At 68.9% G+C, this 16,482-nt stretch carries 11 protein-coding genes; 4 read left to right on the plus strand and 7 right to left on the minus strand.

All coding sequences use genetic code 11. The features are described 5' to 3' along the window. Positions 1-136: 136 nt before the first annotated feature. On the minus strand, positions 137-796 hold the full coding sequence (locus tag OHT74_RS37665; protein WP_328622785.1) for a hypothetical protein: 660 nt from the start codon (positions 794-796) through the stop codon (positions 137-139). A gap of 623 nt (positions 797-1,419) precedes the next feature. On the opposite strand from OHT74_RS37665, the gene OHT74_RS37670 reads away from it, so the two are divergent. Next, the gene (locus tag OHT74_RS37670) at positions 1,420-2,370 is read left to right on the plus strand and encodes an SDR family NAD(P)-dependent oxidoreductase (protein WP_328622786.1); all 951 of its coding nucleotides are present in this window, start codon (positions 1,420-1,422) and stop codon (positions 2,368-2,370) included. A 208-nt stretch (positions 2,371-2,578) separates the two neighbouring features. After that, complete coding sequence (locus OHT74_RS37675; RefSeq protein ID WP_328622787.1) at positions 2,579-3,901, plus strand: hypothetical protein; 1,323 nt, start codon at positions 2,579-2,581, stop codon at positions 3,899-3,901. 22 nt (positions 3,902-3,923) lie between these two features. Here OHT74_RS37675 and OHT74_RS37680 read toward each other — a convergent pair whose 3' ends face one another. From OHT74_RS37680 to OHT74_RS37695, 4 genes are all read right to left on the minus strand, one after another. Further along, positions 3,924-6,794, minus strand: coding sequence for a helix-turn-helix transcriptional regulator (locus OHT74_RS37680; protein ID WP_328622788.1), 2,871 nt, complete (start codon positions 6,792-6,794; stop codon positions 3,924-3,926). Between the two features lie 365 nt (positions 6,795-7,159). After that, a complete protein-coding gene (locus OHT74_RS37685; protein ID WP_328622789.1) occupies positions 7,160-11,464 on the minus strand; it encodes a serine protease in 4,305 nt (1,434 codons plus the stop codon). Then, a complete protein-coding gene (locus tag OHT74_RS37690) occupies positions 11,461-11,844 on the minus strand; it encodes a CU044_2847 family protein (protein ID WP_328622790.1) in 384 nt (127 codons plus the stop codon). Before OHT74_RS37690 ends, OHT74_RS37685 begins: the two co-directional genes overlap by 4 nt. A gap of 625 nt (positions 11,845-12,469) precedes the next feature. After that, positions 12,470-12,595 (minus strand): hypothetical protein, encoded by a 126-nt coding sequence (locus tag OHT74_RS37695; RefSeq protein WP_328622791.1) that lies wholly within the window; start codon positions 12,593-12,595, stop codon positions 12,470-12,472. Between the two features lie 365 nt (positions 12,596-12,960). Here OHT74_RS37695 and OHT74_RS37700 point away from each other — a divergent pair, with 365 nt between their 5' ends. Then, positions 12,961-13,626 (plus strand): pentapeptide repeat-containing protein, encoded by a 666-nt coding sequence (locus tag OHT74_RS37700; RefSeq protein ID WP_328622792.1) that lies wholly within the window; start codon positions 12,961-12,963, stop codon positions 13,624-13,626. A 244-nt stretch (positions 13,627-13,870) separates the two neighbouring features. On the opposite strand, the gene OHT74_RS37705 is transcribed toward OHT74_RS37700, so the two are convergent. Next, entirely contained in the window at positions 13,871-14,218 is a 348-nt protein-coding gene (locus tag OHT74_RS37705; RefSeq protein ID WP_328622793.1) for a hypothetical protein, read from the minus strand. 665 nt (positions 14,219-14,883) lie between these two features. Beyond that, complete coding sequence (locus OHT74_RS37710) at positions 14,884-15,255, minus strand: winged helix-turn-helix transcriptional regulator (protein ID WP_266671237.1); 372 nt, start codon at positions 15,253-15,255, stop codon at positions 14,884-14,886. A 92-nt stretch (positions 15,256-15,347) separates the two neighbouring features. Here OHT74_RS37710 and OHT74_RS37715 point away from each other — a divergent pair, with 92 nt between their 5' ends. Then, positions 15,348-16,187, plus strand: a complete 840-nt coding sequence (locus OHT74_RS37715; RefSeq protein ID WP_328622794.1) for an SDR family oxidoreductase — start codon at positions 15,348-15,350, stop codon at positions 16,185-16,187. Positions 16,188-16,482 lie beyond the last annotated feature (295 nt).

The following is a 16,482-nucleotide window of genomic DNA, read 5'->3' on the forward strand; positions in this document are numbered from 1 at the left end:
GGTCACGCTCGGTTCGCCGACGGTGCCGGGAGGCCGGGCAGGAGCCCGCACGGGGGTCAGGACCCTCACCCACCGAACAGCCGCTCCGAAGCGGGTGATCGGGACTCTCCCACGGACCCGGGAGAGGGTCTGCAGCCTACGGTGATCCATTCGTCAGCAGGAGGAAGAAAACATCGTCCCGGTAGGCGAGCGTGGCGGAATCGGACTCGCCGCCATCGAAGTAGGCCAGGTCGGGGCAAGGCTTCGCCGTGTAGTACTCGGTTGAGGGCAGGAAGTCAGGCTTGACGGCGGCGAACGACCAACCATGCAGGAACGGTTGCTCTGCGGTCCCTCGACTGGAAGGGAGACGGCTGCCGGTTCCGAAGGCCTCGCGCAAGAAGGCCCCGATCGTTTCTACAGCGCGTTCTTCTTCGAGATGGCCGCGATGCGGGCTGTACGCCTCGCACAGCATCCACCGAAGACGGGCAAGGAAGCCCGCTTCGTTCATCGGTTCCATGGCGAGGCGGAGATTCGCGGGGACCAGCCAGGGGTCCGCATCCGTGGAGTTTGCCAACGAGGGGTCCGGCGTCTGCCACGGGACCTCGTGGAAAATCCACCAGTCGCGCTCCTGGTCCGCGTCAAGCATCATCTCGTGGAACAGTCGGGCGCGGAAGAAAGCACTCAGAACCTCTTGGCGGTTTTCGCGGGTGACCGGGGTCTGGGTGCGCACCTTCAGTAGAAAGGTATTGCTGTTCATGACCTCGTCCACGGCCGTCAAGAACGCATTGACCGCAGGACGGTTCAGGTCTGCGAGCAAGGACCGCACCCTCCTGCCCTCCCTCAACCCCGCAGGCGCAGATCGGCAACACGTCATGTGTTTGGCGACCGGCGCAACCCGTCTCTACGGCGACCGTATCATCGCCAACCTTCCATGGCCGGAGGCAGAGTACGGACCTCCCGTCTGCACGGCGTCCCGTGAGCAGAACGGGCGATCGGGACTCTCCGCGGAGTCCTGTGAGCTGGCGTGTCCCTGCACAGCCCGACGACCACATGCGCATCGTCGGCATGGCACGCGGTGACCCTGCGCCGGCTCCTGCAACACGCGAGAGGCCTGCCCGACCACTCCGCCGGCCCCGGGTTCCTCGAGATCCTCGGCGCCGGCCCGCGCCACGTCTTCGACCCGCGCAGGCGTCTCCGAAGAGTCCTTTAACCTCTGGTGGCTGAGTGTCCCAGTTGGCCTTTGAGCGCACCGGTTTGGCCAACGCGACGAACACCGGCACGGTGCGGCGACGGGCGAGCACCGTGTAGGCGGGATGTCGGCCGCCTGGCGGGGCTGTCGGTGATCCATGGGCGATGTGTCGGTGGCCGCTGCAACCGTGGGTGTCGAGTTGCCGGCGGAGCAGTCGCAGCCGCCTTCACCAGCAAGGGAGTCCCGTCGCCATGTCGTCCGCATCCTCCACCCCGCATTGGAATGTCCAACGGCTGCCGTGTGCCGATGGCCGCGTCTTCCTGGTCACCGGCGGCAACGCCGGCATCGGGTACTTCGTCGCGGAGCAGTTGTCGGAGACCGGAGCCACCGTCGTACTCGGCAGCAGGAATCCCGCCAAGGCCGAGGTCGCCACGGCCTCGATCCGTGCGCGGGTTGCCGGTGCGCGGGTGCGGGCCGTACGGCTGGACCTCGCCGACCTCTCGTCGCTCGGAACAGCGGTGGAATCACTGAAGGTGGAGCGCCTTGACGCGGTAGTCCACAACGCCGGCGTCGCGCTTGACGACCCGCCGCGCAGGGAGACCGGGGACGGTCACGAGCTCATGTTCGGCACGAACCACCTCGGGCACTTCGCCTTGACCCGGTGGCTGATGCCGCTGCTGTCGGCCGCGCCGGCGTCCCGCGTCGTGACCATGGGCAGCTTCGCGGCAAAATCCGAGCGGCTCGACCTGGACGACCTGCAGTCCCGGAACGACTACCAGCCCAAGCGCAGCTACGGACGCTCCAAGTTGGCACAGATGTACTTCGGCGTCGAACTCGACCGCCGCCTGCGCGCTGCCGGCAGCACGGTGACGAGCGTGATGGTCCATCCCGGCGGCGCGCTGGACTCCCTCACCCCGTCACGGCCGCCGGTTCATATGCGAACCACCGGCGCCCGGCTGAGCGCGGCACCTGCGGCGTTCCTCGTCCAGGGCAAGCACGCCGGCGCATGGCCCGCAGTCCGAGCAGTGCTCGACCCGGCCGTGCGTGGAGGCCAGCTGTGGGGACCACGCGTCTTCGGCCTGCGCGGCGAGCCCCGACATGCACCGATATGGAACCACCTCGCCGACACCTCCGTCGCGGCGCGGTTGTGGGACGCAAGCTGCGACCTGACCGGCGTCGACCCCGGTGCCATCCCCGGATAACCCTAGGCACGCGCGTTGGCGGAGCAGGCGTGTCCGTCATCGTCGCACGGCCGATGACTGCCTCCTTGGCCGGTTCACAGACGATGCGCGGCGCGCAGAACGCGACGCCGAAGGTGTAGGGGGTTCCCTCATGCTTCGGCCGGTCCGACACGGAACGCTGATCCTTGCAACACGCTGCCGTGGCGGCGAACCGAACAGAAGGACACCCATGAGACGTCTCTCCACAATCCGCAACGCAGGGCGCGCAGTGCTCGCGTCGGGAATCGTCGCGGCGCTGCTGCCGGTCGGCGCCGCGCATGCCACGGCTGCCGACCCGGCGCCGGCAGGCACGACACCGATCAGCAACTCTGCCAGCGGGCCGTCGATCTCCGCCGACGGCCGCTACGTGGCTTTCGCTTCGCCGGCAAGGGATCTGGTGGCCGGCGACACCAACCGAGCGGACGACGTGTTCGTGCGCGACCGGCAGACCGGCGTCATCACCAGGGTCAGCGTCGACTCCGCGGGCAACCAGGCCAACAACGTGAGCCGGAATCCGTCGATCTCCGCGGACGGCCGCTACGTCGCGTTCGAGTCCTTCGCGACGAACCTCGTGGCCGGTGACACCAACCGCTACCGCGACATTTTCGTGCACGACCTGCAGACCGGTGAGACGACCAGGGCCAGCGTCGCAAGCCACGGCGAGCAGAGCGACAGTGAGAGTTCCCATCCGTCGATCTCCGCCGACGGCCGGTTCGTCGCATTCGACTCTCCCGCGTCGAACCTGGTGTTCGGCGACACCAACGACATCCACGACGTGTTCGTGCGCGACCGGCAGACCGGTGAGACCACCAGGGTCAGCGTCGATTCGAACGGTCGCCAGGGCGACGACATCAGCCAACTGCCGTCGATTTCGGCAGACGGGCGCTACGTCGCCTTCTCCTCCGGGGCGAAGACACTGTCCCTGTTCCCCGACACCAACCGAGCGGACGACGTGTTCGTGCACGACCAGCTGACCGGCTACACCGACCGGATCAGCGTCGGTCCCGACGGCAACGAAGGCAATTCCGCCAGTCGCACGGCGACCATCTCGGCCGACGGCCGCTTCGTCGCGTTCGAATCCACGGCGTCGAATCTGGTGGCGGGCGACACCGGCGGTCCGATCGACACCGACATCTTCCTGTACGACCGGGTTACCCGGACGACGACGCAGGTGAACCTTGGCCCCGATGGCCTGAGCGACGGCAGAACCCCCGGCCAGGAGCGGACGACCCTCTCCGCCGACGGCCGTTACATCGCGTTCGTGTCCGGCGAGGACAAGCTGGTGACCGGCGACACCAACTCAAGCTGGGACGTGTACGTGCGAGACCGGGTGACCGCCACCACGACCAGGGTCAGCGTCGCCAATGACGGCTCGCAGAGCGATGGGTACAGCTACAGCCCCTCGATTTCGGCCGACGGCCACCACGTCGCTTTCACGACCAGCGCGACGAACCTGGGCGGTGACGGCACCAGCCGGAAGTTCAACCTGTACGTACGCGGCCTCGGCAACTGAGTAGTTGGCTGCCGTGGCGTCCTCAATCACGCGCCGCGGCGGCCCACACGCCGGCCAGAGCAACACGACCGGAGACGCCGACCTTCGCGTAGGCCCGGCCCAGGTGGACTTCGACGGTCTTGGGACTCAGATGCAGCCGGAGGCCGATGTCCCGGTTGGTCAGGCCGTCCGAGACCAGGTTGACGATCTCGACCTCACGGGCGGTCAGGTCGAACCGCTCGGCGCCGCTTTCGGGCCGGGGGCCGCGCGCGTTCAGGCGCCGCTCCTCGCGCGCGACCTGAGGCAGGAACAGCTGCGCGTCACACCGGGTGAACAACGCGCGGGCGGACAGGAGATGCGCACGGGCCTGGTCGATCGCCCCGCTGCCGCCGAACGCCGTCGCGGCGAGCAAGTGCGCCCGCCCGGCCTCCACGGCCGCCCCGATCCGGCCGAACGTGCCGGCAGCGGCGACAGCGAGCGGTGCGGCTGCCGCAGGATCCGTGGGAAGCGTGGCGATCGCGCGGGCCTGCTGTGCCATGGCGGTGCGCAGCGGAAGCTCGAGCCGGCCGGCCGCGTCCTCCGCTCGGTCGGCCCATGCCGCGGCCGCGGCAACCCGGCCGGCCGCGACCTCCGCCTCCGTGAGCATCAGGTACACCAATGGCCTGGTGCGCAGGCCCACCGCGGGCAGCTCGGTCCCACCGCCGCTGGTGAGCAGCAGCTCGATGCAAGCGTGCGGATCACCCGAGTGCAACATCGCCTGCGCCAGCATCGCCTCGGCCTGGCCACTGCGCCAGGAACTCATGGCCGTCGCCTGGTCGTCGAGGACGATGGCCTCCTTACCCAGGCGGATGGCCTCTGCCAGGTCGCCGCGCCAGGTGCTGATCCAGCACCCGAAGGTCAACGCCATGACGCGCAGTTCCTCGCTGCCGGTCAGTTCCGCCGACTCCAGGCTGTCGTCGAAGCAGGTCGTCGCCGCCGCCAGCTCGCCGAGGTAGGCATGCACCATGCCGCGGATCGCGGTCAGCAGCGCGATCTTGTGGGACTGCCCGCTCGCGCGAGCCAGTTGCAGGCCACGGCTCATGTGCCGGCTCGCAGCCATGAGCCGGTCGGCGGAGACTTCCGACCAGCTCAGCCAGAACGCCGCATCGATGTCGCGGACCAGGTCGCTGTCGGGCAGCGCGTCCAGGAGTGCGGCCGCCTCGTCCAGCCGGTCCGCCCGCCGGTCGATGAGCGTTGCGGCCGACAACGCCGTCGCCAGCAGCATCGGATCCCCGACTTGCCGCGCGGCGGCGATCGCCTCGGCCACCCGGCCCTGCCCGTGCTCGCGCTCGACACTTTCACCGGCAACGAGCGCGACGAGCAGGACGGCCGCCGAGTGGGCGTCAACACCTTCGACGCGTTTCCACTCGCTGTGCAGCATCGCCCTGGCCTCGGTGTAGCGCCCGAGGATCTGCTCCACCGTCGCACAGGCCCGCGCTGTCTGTGCCCGGATCTGCGTGAGTTCGGCAGGCAGGAGCCGCAGCACCTCGTGCATGGTTTCCCTGGCCTGCCGCAGGTCGCCCGTGGCGCCGAGGGCGTGTGCCAGCCGGCCGAGCAGGATCAGGCGCTGCGGCGTGGCCGACTCCGAGTCGGGGAGCAATCGGATGGCCGCCCGCAGGAAGTGCCCGGCGGTCGCCGGCGTGGTGTGCATCGTCGCCTCGGCCGCCTCGGTGAGCGCCGTGACCGCCTCGAGGTCACCGCGGACGGCGGAACGCTCCACATGCCGGGCGAACTCGGCGGGCGGCGCGCCCCGGCTCCTGAGTGCCGACGCGGCCCGGCCGTGTGCCTGAAGCCGCCAGCCAGGACCGGCGTCCTGGTAGGCGACGCTGCGCACCAGCGGATGCCGGTACCGGAACCGGCCGGTCGCGCCGTCCAGCCGCACCAGGTCACGCTCGGCGAGCCGGTCGAGCGCGGCGAGTACGGACCCGGCGTCCATTGCCGCCGTTTCGGCGAGCGAATCAGCCTCGAAGTCGTCACCCACGACCGCGGCGGCGTGCGCGACGACCCGCTCGTGCGGGGTCAGCGCGGCCAACTCGGCGGCGAGCACCGCGTGGACCGCCACCGGGATCGCCCCGTCGGGGTGGAGCGCCGTATCACCGACGGCGATACCCCGATCACCGGCCCGCACCAGGGCTTCCAGGTAGAACGGGTTTCCGCCACTGGCCTGGTAAAGCTCTTCCCGCCGGGAACGGCTGAGACCCTCCGGCATGACGTGGCCGGCATCGGATTGGCTCAGCGGCGCGAGCTCCAGCAGCTCGGCCCCTCCGTCGGTCGCGGCGCGGGACAGCGCGTGCCACAGCCGCAGCGACGTCTGCCGGGGCCTGGCCGCCAATGCCAAGACCAGCCGCGCCTGGGGCGGGTGGCGCAAGAGGTGGTCGAGCAGCTCGACCGAACCCTCGTCCGCCCAGTGCAGATCGTCGAAGACGAGCACCAGCCCGGACGGCTCGGCGACCAGCTCCAGCAACGCCCGAACCGCCCGGTGCAGCCGGTACCGCTCCGCGTCGACCAGGTCGGCGGGGCCGGGGGCGGGAATCGCCGGGAACACGGTCGCGAGAAGTGCGAGCTGCTGTTGCCCGAGGGCGGCGAGACGCTCCGGGCCCAGCTCGGCGAGCCGGTCGTCGAGCGCGTTGACGAACACACCGAACGGGACGTGGGACTCGAACTCCGCCGCGCGTGCGCTGCGGACCGTCCATCCTGCTGTGTCCGCGAGCTTCCCCAGCTCCGTCAGCAGCCGACTCTTGCCGATCCCCGGTTCGCCGGTGACCGCGACGCACCAGGTGCCACCTTCGCCCGCCAGCACCGCGCGCAGGATCGCGACTTCTCGCGCCCGGCCGGGAAGTCCGCCGACGGGCTCCCCTCTCACTTCGTCAGTCATGCTGGCGTCGACTCACCTTCCGTCCGGGACCAGGCGATGGTACCGACGCTCACGCGCCCTCGGCAGGCGCGGCCAGCAGGCCGGCGAGGCGTGCCGCCGTCCGGCTGTATAACTCACGTGCTACCTGGGGTATCTGCCAGGCAAGCCGTACCGTGCGGCGCTGATGGCGCTCCAGCAGTCCGGGAATCTGCTCGCTACCGGAGACCGTCAACTGCGGCGGCCTCCCCATCCGCCAGTCCGGCGCGAGTTCGCATCGATCTTCACGGGAAGCGAGGTCGGGAGGGTGTGTCCAGGTCATTCGTCACACGACGATCCCGGACACCCTCCTCACGTTTCCCAGCACGGTGTCAGAGCGTTCGGCCTGCCTAATGCTCGGTGCACCGCGGGTGCGCTGGGACGCGTGCCGGAAGACTGGCCCGCTCGTCATCGGTGAACTTTCGGTAGCCGATGATCCTGCACAGGTCGTACTGCCACACCTGCGGGTCCAGCGCCAGGGGGCCGCCCGGGCCTGATCGGTCCGCGTAGATCACCATCTTGCCGTCCCCCGAGATGTCCAGAAATCTGTACGAACCGTCCGAAGTCCCGGGCGGCTTGCCGAACTCGTACGAGTCCTCCGGGGCGCGCTCCCCGACACGGTAGATCCGCACGGCATTGTTGGCAGCGATCAGGAAGCGGCCGTCGCCGTCGAGGAATCTCGTGACAGTCGGGGTTACCAGATCCTCGGTGGTGCTCTGCAGCGGGCCGAGTTCCCGGCGGAGCGGGTCGCGACGCCACAGCTCGACAATCGCCCCACGGCGCATCAGCCCGAAGTAGCGGCCGCTGGGGTCGAACTGCACTGCGAGGACGTCCTCGGTGGTTCTCACAGTCTCTGTGATGGCGCCTGTGGTGATGTCGACGATGCGGACCTCAGGATCGCCCGGCCTGATGACGGACACCTTGTTCGGCGCCGGATAGGGGGCAACGTCGATCTCCGGTCCGCCCTCGGGGGTGCCCTCTGGCAGCAGAGCCTTCACATCGAAGCGCACGATTTCTCTGCCGGTGCGAGGCTCCCATCGCTGCACCACACTCCCCGAAATGGTCAGCACCTTCCCGTCAGGGTCGAAGAAGTACTGGAAGCCCCACTTCCAGGCCTCCCCGGGCGGTAGAGCGGGCCCCAGGATCGACGGCTTGGGTACGGGCAGGGGAGGAGGTTCGGCGGCCGTGATGATGGCCACTTCCCGGAGGGTCGAGACCTCGCGGACCGAGACCACGTTCTGTCCCTCCTGGTCGGCGAGCAGGCTCCCGTCCCTGCTGAGCTTCAGCAGGTCGTCGTTCCCCGGCTTCCAGTAGGGCTTGCGCCGCGACGCCTCGGCGAGGAGACGGTCACTGTCCTGGTCTGCCGAGGGCCGCAACTGCATGCTGGAGCCGTCAGCGAGAACACTGATCGTCCGTGTGCCGTCGTTGGTGAGCCGCTGCTGGCCGACGGAGAGTACGCCGCCTCCAGGCGGGAGTTCGGTGTAGGTGATCAGCGAGTCCTGCCACGTGACGTAGAAGAGCTTGCCGCCGGCGGACACCAACCGGCGCGACCCGTAGGTGGACTTCGCCGTGGGGACGGTGGTGACCACCTTGCGCTGGAGGAGGTCCACCACGCGAATGGTGTCGGCAGACGACACGGCTACCTGGCTCCCTGTCGTGTTGACCGAATGGGACCAGCACCGGTCCGTCTTGTAACGCTCCTCCTGCTCGCCGTACGGCTCTCCTTGCTGGGCACCGTCGGAGATCCGGAGGAGGCTCAGGGCGGGCCCGTTGGGCTGTGCACGACACGCCACGGCTGCAGTACGGTCCCCGGAGAGCTCGATCTCGTCGACGTCGGTCACGACGACACGTGTTGCGCCGGTTGCCGCGTCGTGGGCAAGAAGGGCACTCGTGTTCTTCTCCAACCCGTCGCGCTGCAGTAAGACGGTCTGGTTGTCCGCAGCGATCCACAGGTGGACGCTGTCGTCGTCGTAGTCCCCCGGGGCAGGTGTCGAACGCACCACGGTGCCGCTCTCGAGATCCCACCACACCAAGCGGTCCAGCACCCTGGAAACGATCAGTGTGCCGTCCACCGACATCGACGGGATCACCTTCTTGTTCGAGCCGGTGGCTGTCCCCGGTGCTTCAGGAAGCCTGTGTAGCTCGCCGACCAGGTGCTCACCGTCGGGGTTCACGGAGAACCACGCGGCCTTTCCGTCCTCCTGGACGTAGCCGGCCCGCCTCCCGTCCGCCGAGACCATCGGGTACTGCACCTGCCCAACCGATGGCACCTGCGCACTGCGGACCTCCCCGGTGACGGCGTGCACGAAGAGCGTCGCTCTGCCGTTCGTCGACGTGGCCAGCACCACGTTGCCGTCGAGGCTCGTCTCGAGTCTCCTAACTGTCCCCAGCAAGCCGGAGAGCACCCGGCCCTTGCCCGAGTGCATCAGGTACACCCGCAGCAGCTGATTGCGGGCCTCCTGGGTCGGCGAGGTCTCGTAGGCCGCCAGCGCCAGCATCACCGAGCGGGCAGGGTCGGTGGACGCAACATCCTGCGATGCCTGCGTCAGTGCACGTGAAGTGGCCAGCGCCTCGCGCACCCGGCTCTCCTGACGCACGGCCACGAGAAACGTCGTGGACATCATGGCCACCACCGTGAGCACGGCGACGAAGGACAGGGCTGCCCGCCGCCGGCGGGTCCGGGAGCGGCTGTACGCCCGTGCGGCCTCCAGAAAGGCGTGTTCTGCGGTGCTCAGGTCGGCGCCGCGCTCGGATACCCACAGCCGGGCGCCTTCCAGCGCGACGGTATGCGGAGGCACCTTGCGCTCCGACCCTTCCCACCGGTCCATGTCATGGCGCAGCGACTCCCGCCACTGAAGAAAGGACCGGTCCTCGGCCGCCCACCGCGCCAGCTTCTCCCAGCCGTTGATCAGCGCCTCGTGCACGAGCTCCACCGTCTCGCTGCCTTCGGCGCTCCGGCCGGTGACCAGCAGCCGGGTGGCGGCGAGCTGCTGGGCGATGCGCCACTCGTGTTCGCCCAGTTCGCTACGGAGGGCCATCCGGCGCGTTGCGGCCGCCGAGCCCATGGGGATCCGGATCAGCTGGGTGAACAGCCGTCGCGCCGCCGGCTCGTCCTGTGCCGGGACGTACTCCGCCCAGACCTGGTCGGCATGAGCACTCAGCGCGCCCGTGACACCACCGAGGGTCCGGTACGCCTGGTAGGTCAGCAGGCCACCGCTCTGGCCCTGCCACAGCAGGTCGAGGGTGAAGCCGAGCAGCGGTAGGGCGCCCGGCTCGGTGCCGGTGTCCTCCAGGATGTGGTCCACGAGGGCGGGTTCGTAGCGCACGCCGGGGATGGCATCGACGGGCGCGGTCACCACCTCGCGCAGCCGCTCGGGGCCCAACGGCCCGAGCGCGTGGACCCGCTGGCTGAGGACGGGCCCGAGACGGGGATGGGCCAGCGCGAGCTCAAGGAAGTCGGCCCGCAAGGTGGTCAGGACCCGGACCGTGTGCGGCAGAGCGTCATCGAACAGGACGTCGGCCAGCTCGTTGACAGCTTCTGGGGCGAGCGCGAGTAGTTCCTCGAACTGGTCGACCACGACGAGCAGTCGGCGACTCTGCCGCAGTTCCAGCACCCGGGTCACGACATCGGCCAGCCCACCACGGCCCAGTGCCTCAGTCAGGTCGGCGACCCACGCCAGGCGTTGCGTCTCCGACGTCTTCGGCAGCGCGGGTTCCAGCAGTGGCAGCAGCCCGGCCGCGAGGGCGGCCAGTGGACTGCTGCCGGAGGCCGGCCGCACAACGACCGCCTCGGCACCCGACGCCCGAAGCCGCGGTACAACCCCGGCCAGGGCCAGTGACGACTTGCCGGACCCGGACGCGCCTACGACGGTGACCCACTGCTCGGCACGCAGCGCTCGGGCCAGCTCGTCACTCTCGGCCCGCCTGCCGTGGAAGAGCGGGGCGTCGGCCTCTTGGTACGCCGACAGGCTGCGGAACGGCGATGGTGGCAGAGCCAGCCCACGCAGCTCTGGCCAGGCCTGAAGCAGACCGACGGTCGGGATCAGATAGCTGACCGGGGGCTGACCGGACTCGGCGACCGCCACCATACCGACCACTCCGACGAGGTGTTCGTCCCAGGCTGGGGTGCCGCTGAAGCCCCGGGAGACCGGATAGCCCTGTCCGGCCAGATCGGCCTGCACCCACCCGTGGGCCTGCTCCGCCCGCAGGACACCCGAGTGCCAGACCCCTCCCGGGCGACCCGCAGGAAAGCCGAAGGCCCGTACCGGGTGCTCCCACACCTCCTCGGCCTCGATCAGCCGGACGGGGTGGGCCCCGGGCAGCGGGGCGTCCAGCCGAAGGACCGCCACGTCCCCGCCGCCGGACTCCTGCGGCGGCATCCAGTGCTCGACGCTCGCGGTCACGCCCGTGCCCCCCGCCCCGGACGCGGATAGCAGCGGCAGATCGACGTGGAGCCGGGCGGAGGCCTGGGGCTCCTGGTCCTGCGGTGTGCCCAGGGCTGCAGACACCACGTGCGCACACGTCAGAGCCAGCTCCGGGGAGACCAGGAATCCCAGACCCACCGGCTCTCCCCGCACATCGCGAATCCGCAGCACTGCCGCGTTCAGGGCCTTCGGGCCGATGCCCTCCGCTGCCTGCGGCCCTAACGGGGTCACTGCGCCGGCTCCGCCGCCAGCCCCGAGGGGACGCTGGTTCCGTCAGACGGGGGACGGTTCCAGGTGAGAGAGATCTTGAAGTTGGCCTGGGCTGCCGTACTGGAGATCACCACATCAGCCTCGGCGGACAGCGACAAGCCGAACTCGAGGTTTAGCTCGTCGGGTCCATGCACCATGCCCCGGAAGCCATCGGCGAAGCTCTGCGCGACCGGCCGGATCCCGGTGACCATCTCCCCAAGCGACCGTGAGGCGCGCGCCATCAGCTGACCCGGACGCGCCACCCTGACCAGGCCGTTCTCCCCGATCGGCGCGATCTCGACCCTCACCACGTCCTGCGGCCCGCCCGGCACATCGATGGGCAACTCCACGTGATACGACATGTCTCCCCCTCAGGAATCCCTGGCCACTTCACCGACGGTCCCCGCGACACCGCTCCTTCCGAAGTCCGCTCGGCACGAACCAAGTAGCCACCAGATGGGGCGAACGTACAACACCACGGTTGGCGACGAGTACAGAACGGAGACGGCCGATACCTGCCCGGGCACTCCAACAGCTGACGTCGCTCTCTTCGAGATGTACGCGGCCCCCACGAGTTGGCTGCGCTCTATGAGCGCTTCGCCCTCGGTGTAGACGTTGGCCGTATGCGGATCACCGGCCTGCAGTCCCCCATGAGGCGCTCCGGACGGACGCCCTACTGGCTGATGAGTGCCTACGCTCACTGGACAGGAGGGGCGTCAGCGAAGCTGGGCTGGCGCGGTGGCACGCTGGCCATCAGCTACCCGGGGCACCCTCGATGTGGCAGCACTTGTGCGTGGCATCGCCATTTCAGGTGGATGATTCTGCGAGTCGTCATTGACCAGCCCGCGTCTCTGCGTCGTTCACCTCTGTACGTGCGTGTCTTCAGTACTTGTGGAACGGTCTCTATCTCTGCGCTGCCCGTCGACGCGGGGAGGGAAGCCGGGTGGCGTTCCCGGACTGCTCAAGTTCCTATCGGCTTGCATCAGTTCAAGGTCGAGCCTCGGCGACGATCTGCCACAGTGCGGCATTCACTGCCTGTTCATTCGTGAGCTTCACAGTGGCGGCCGTCAGTTTCTCCTTCACCGCGGTGTACTTGTCTGCAAGTTCCTGCATGGCAGCCGGTGTGGCGTTCTGTGCCTTGACGCGTGGAACCGCTCGTGCTCGGCATCTGCCCATCCGATCCCGTCGCGGCCGGCGAAACTGCCAACCGACGCGCGGTGGCTCCAAGCGTCGGATCCGCCACCGCATCACGCCATGGGAAGCCGCTTGGTCTCAGCGCTGGCAACACAGGACCCACCAGGCCCGTTTGCGATCATGGCCGGTCGGGCGTACAGAGGAAGAGAAGCCAGTGTGTTGTAGGCCGCCGCTTGTCTGAGTGTGTGGGGAGGGTCCCCATGCCCCATGTAGGTCCATTGCAATGGGCTCTGGTCTTGCTACTGCTTATCCTCGGCTGCCTCCTCGCAGTCCGCGCTTGGCGGATGGCCGTCAAGGAACCGGAGTCCGAGCCGAGGATCGAGGTGCTCTCCGGTATAGGCGGAGGTTTGGTGTGCGGAATCGCCGTGGGTTTGTCCGCTATTTTCATGGCTGAGTCGATTCGGGTTTCCGAGGAGTACGCGACGTGGCGTGCGAGCGTTGAGAGCGCCGCGAGCATTCCAGGCTTCACTGTCGCTGGCCGCGACATCAAAGGCATCAACTTCAGTGGCAAGTCGCTCCATAACGCGGACTTCACCAAGGCAGACCTGCGTGGTGCCAAGTTCCGGGACGCCGACCTGACCGGGGCTGACTTCACGGGCGCCGATTTGCGGGAAGCGAACCTCATCGGCGCTAACCTTCAGGACGCGAGCTTGATGAACGCCAACTTGGGTAATGCCTCGCTGCACAGTGCGAACCTCACCCACGCCACCATCGCTGGCCCGCAGACCTCTTTCTTCGAGACGAAGGTGAACGCACGCACGTGCTGGCCCAAGGGACCGACACCTGAGCAGCTGAATGTCCTGATCAATGGGGTAGTGGTGCAGAAATACACCGACGATGAGAGCGGACTTACCCTGACGCGGGAGGACGACAAGAAGGACCGTGTGATCGGCGGCCAGCAGGCGCCGGGCTGTGCCCTGTGGAAGCACGGCATGCGCATTCACCCGTAGGGCTCGTCCTGCATGCCCGGTATCGGCCCCCTCCTCGGCGCCGAGTTCCTCGCCGCCACGGCCGGTGACCGCGCACGTCACGGCTGCGACGGTGCCGATGCTCAGGGTCCGCAATTCGGGCCGCAGGCCGAGCTGTTGCATCAGGCGGGCCGTCACGGCCAGGACGCTGGGCAGGGACGTGATCTCGCCGCCGTCCGCCACGGCCAGGCCTCGCAGCCCGGGATCGGCTCGCCGTCGTGCTGGATCAGGACACTCGCACTGCAGTACAGATCTCGAGGAGCTCCTCCCGGTCCGCGGGCCGCGTCCAGTCCGGCAGCGTCCACCGCGGCCGCGTCACGTCCACCTCGGTGCGCCGTAGGTAGCCCTGTGGCATGAGTACCTCCCGCGGGAAGGCCAGGAGCGCTTCCCGGACGGGCCCCGGGTGCAGGGCACCTTCGTCTGCGAGGCGGGCGACCATCGCGGCTCGGGCCCACTCCAGGCACTTGTCCGGCTCGCGCACCTCCGGCGTGCCCGACCATGCGCGGGCACGGAAGAAGAGCCCGGGCCTCGGCTGCCCATCGCCGCCCTCATCGAGTATGTGTACCGTGTGCACGAGCTCGACATCCTCGGGGCGATCACGAGGCCGGCTTCCTCCTTGGCCTCCCGGATCAAGCCGGCCACAGCCCCTTCTGTCTCAAGGCGCCCGGCGAGGGCGTGGAGCGGGTTGCCGGGGAAGGCCACGTCGGGGTGGCGTAAATGCTCTCCCGGTCCTGTCCGCATCCGAGGTCGGCCTGGGCGACGTCGATACGCCCCTACTCCCCGTGGACCCCGACGAACACCACCGCTCTCTCCTTCGTTCCCGTGGCAGATCCCTGTCCGCGGCGGACGGTAGGGGCCTGGTCTGACATGGCATCCCCCAATCAGAGCAGGGCAATGCGCCGATCGGGGGATCCCGGTCCTCCTCACGACGCTCCGCTCCGCCTCCCGTTGACCACTGGAATTTCGCTCGTCCCGCTTTCGGTGGATCGCGATGCCTGGGCGGCGCGGTCGCGCCAGCCTGGACTTCGTGGGCCGGCCGCGCCGCGGGGAGGGGTCGATCGTCGTGGACAGGGTTCTGCAGGCGTTGGGAGCCGCACGAGGGGGGGTGTGCTGTCCGACAGCAGCGACCCGGGCCCGGTCTGCTTCGACGCGGGCAGCGGCTCGCACCTGCCGTGTACCTGGCTGAGCACGTTGGGTGGGCGCCGACAGAGGCTCTCCCGGCTGCCGACCGCTACCGCACTATCCCGCGCTGCGCGGCGGCAGCCGTTGTGTGATCCGGTCGAACAAGTCCGTCAGTGGCTCACCGACGTCCTGGCCGAACTCAGTCAGCCCGTAGGTGACTTGGGGCGGCGTCGTCGGCTCGACCTTCCGCCAGACCAGGCCGTCCTGGACCAGCGCGCGCAGTGTCTGAGCGAGCATCTTCTCGCTGATGCCCTGGATGCTGTCGCGCAGCTCGTAAAACCGAAGGTCGTTGCTCCGCAAGGAGATGAGCACCCAGATACCCCACCTGCTGGTCACGTGGTCGACCACGTCGCGCGCAGGGCAGTCGGTGTGAAACACCTCATACCGATTGCCTGCCTCGGCCTGCGTCAGCTGCGCGCCTTCCCTCATGTCCGGAGCTTACCTCGGGGTATGTTCTTACGAAAAGTAAGCCCGACTCCTAGCGTCAATTGCCGCAGTACACAACGGACTAGGAGCTGAACATGATCGTGGTGACCGGGGCTACCGGGAATGTGGGCCGGCCTTTGACGCAGGCCCTGGCCGAGGCGGGCGAGCAGGTGACGGCGGTGTCGCGGCACGCGGCGGCGGTGCCGGAAGGGGTCCGGCACGTGCCGGCTGACTTGGCCGATCCGCAGGGCCTGACCGCCGCATTGGTCGGGGCGAAGGCGCTGTTCCTCCTGCTGTCCGGCGACCTGCACGCCCCCGACGCCAGGCCGACCGACATCATCGACCTGGCTGCGGCCAGCGGGGTCCGCCGGGTCGTCCTGCTGTCTTCGCAGGGAGTGGCGACCAGGCCGCTCGGCCCGTCGCGGATCGCGATGCGCGCGGTGGAGGACGCGTTGAGAGAGTCCGGCCTGGGCTGGGCAGTCCTGCGACCGGGCGGCTTCGCCTCCAACGCCTTGGCCTGGGCGGAGTCCGTCCGCACGCAAGGGACGGTCGCCGCACCCTTCGGCGATGTCGGGGTTCCGATCGTCGACCCGGCGGACATCGCCGAGGTCGCGGCGGCCTGCCTGCTGGACGACCGGCACACCGGCAAAGTCTTCGAGCTGACCGGGCCCAAGGTGATCACGCCACGCCAGCAGGCAGAGGCCATCGCCGCCGCGCTCGGCTCACCGGTGCGGTTCCACGAACTCACCCGCGAGGAGGCCAAGGCCGCGATGACCCGGTTCGTGCCGCCGGAGCTCGCCGACGACACCCTGGACATCATCGCCGCCCCGAACCCCGCCGAACTGCGGATCAGCTCGGACGTGGAACGAGTCCTCGGCCGCGCCCCGAGCCCCTTCAACGACTGGGTCACCCGCAGCATCGCCGCTTTTCGCTGAGGTACAACTCAGCTGAAGCGCCTGGGCAGCCCCGTGCGAATACGGCCGCACGGGGCGACCCCACGGCACCACCGCTCCCTGCCCGCAACACCCACCACCAGCCAGAACTCAGGAGCCGGAGCAACCTGACGAGGTCCTACTGGTGTCCTGCGCCGGAGATCCGTTGGCAGAAGCGGCCGTCTGGCGCTCGCCGCGGTCGGCGGCGGTCTTCGTGTGGAGCTGGGCCGGGATCCAGATGGGGCGCCCGCGTGCGGCCTGATACAGGACGCCGCGGAAGCGGTACTTGCGCTTGCGT

Origin of the sequence: Streptomyces sp. NBC_00354 (assembly GCF_036106915.1) — a bacterium.
Classification (GTDB): Bacteria; Actinomycetota; Actinomycetes; order Streptomycetales; family Streptomycetaceae; genus Streptomyces.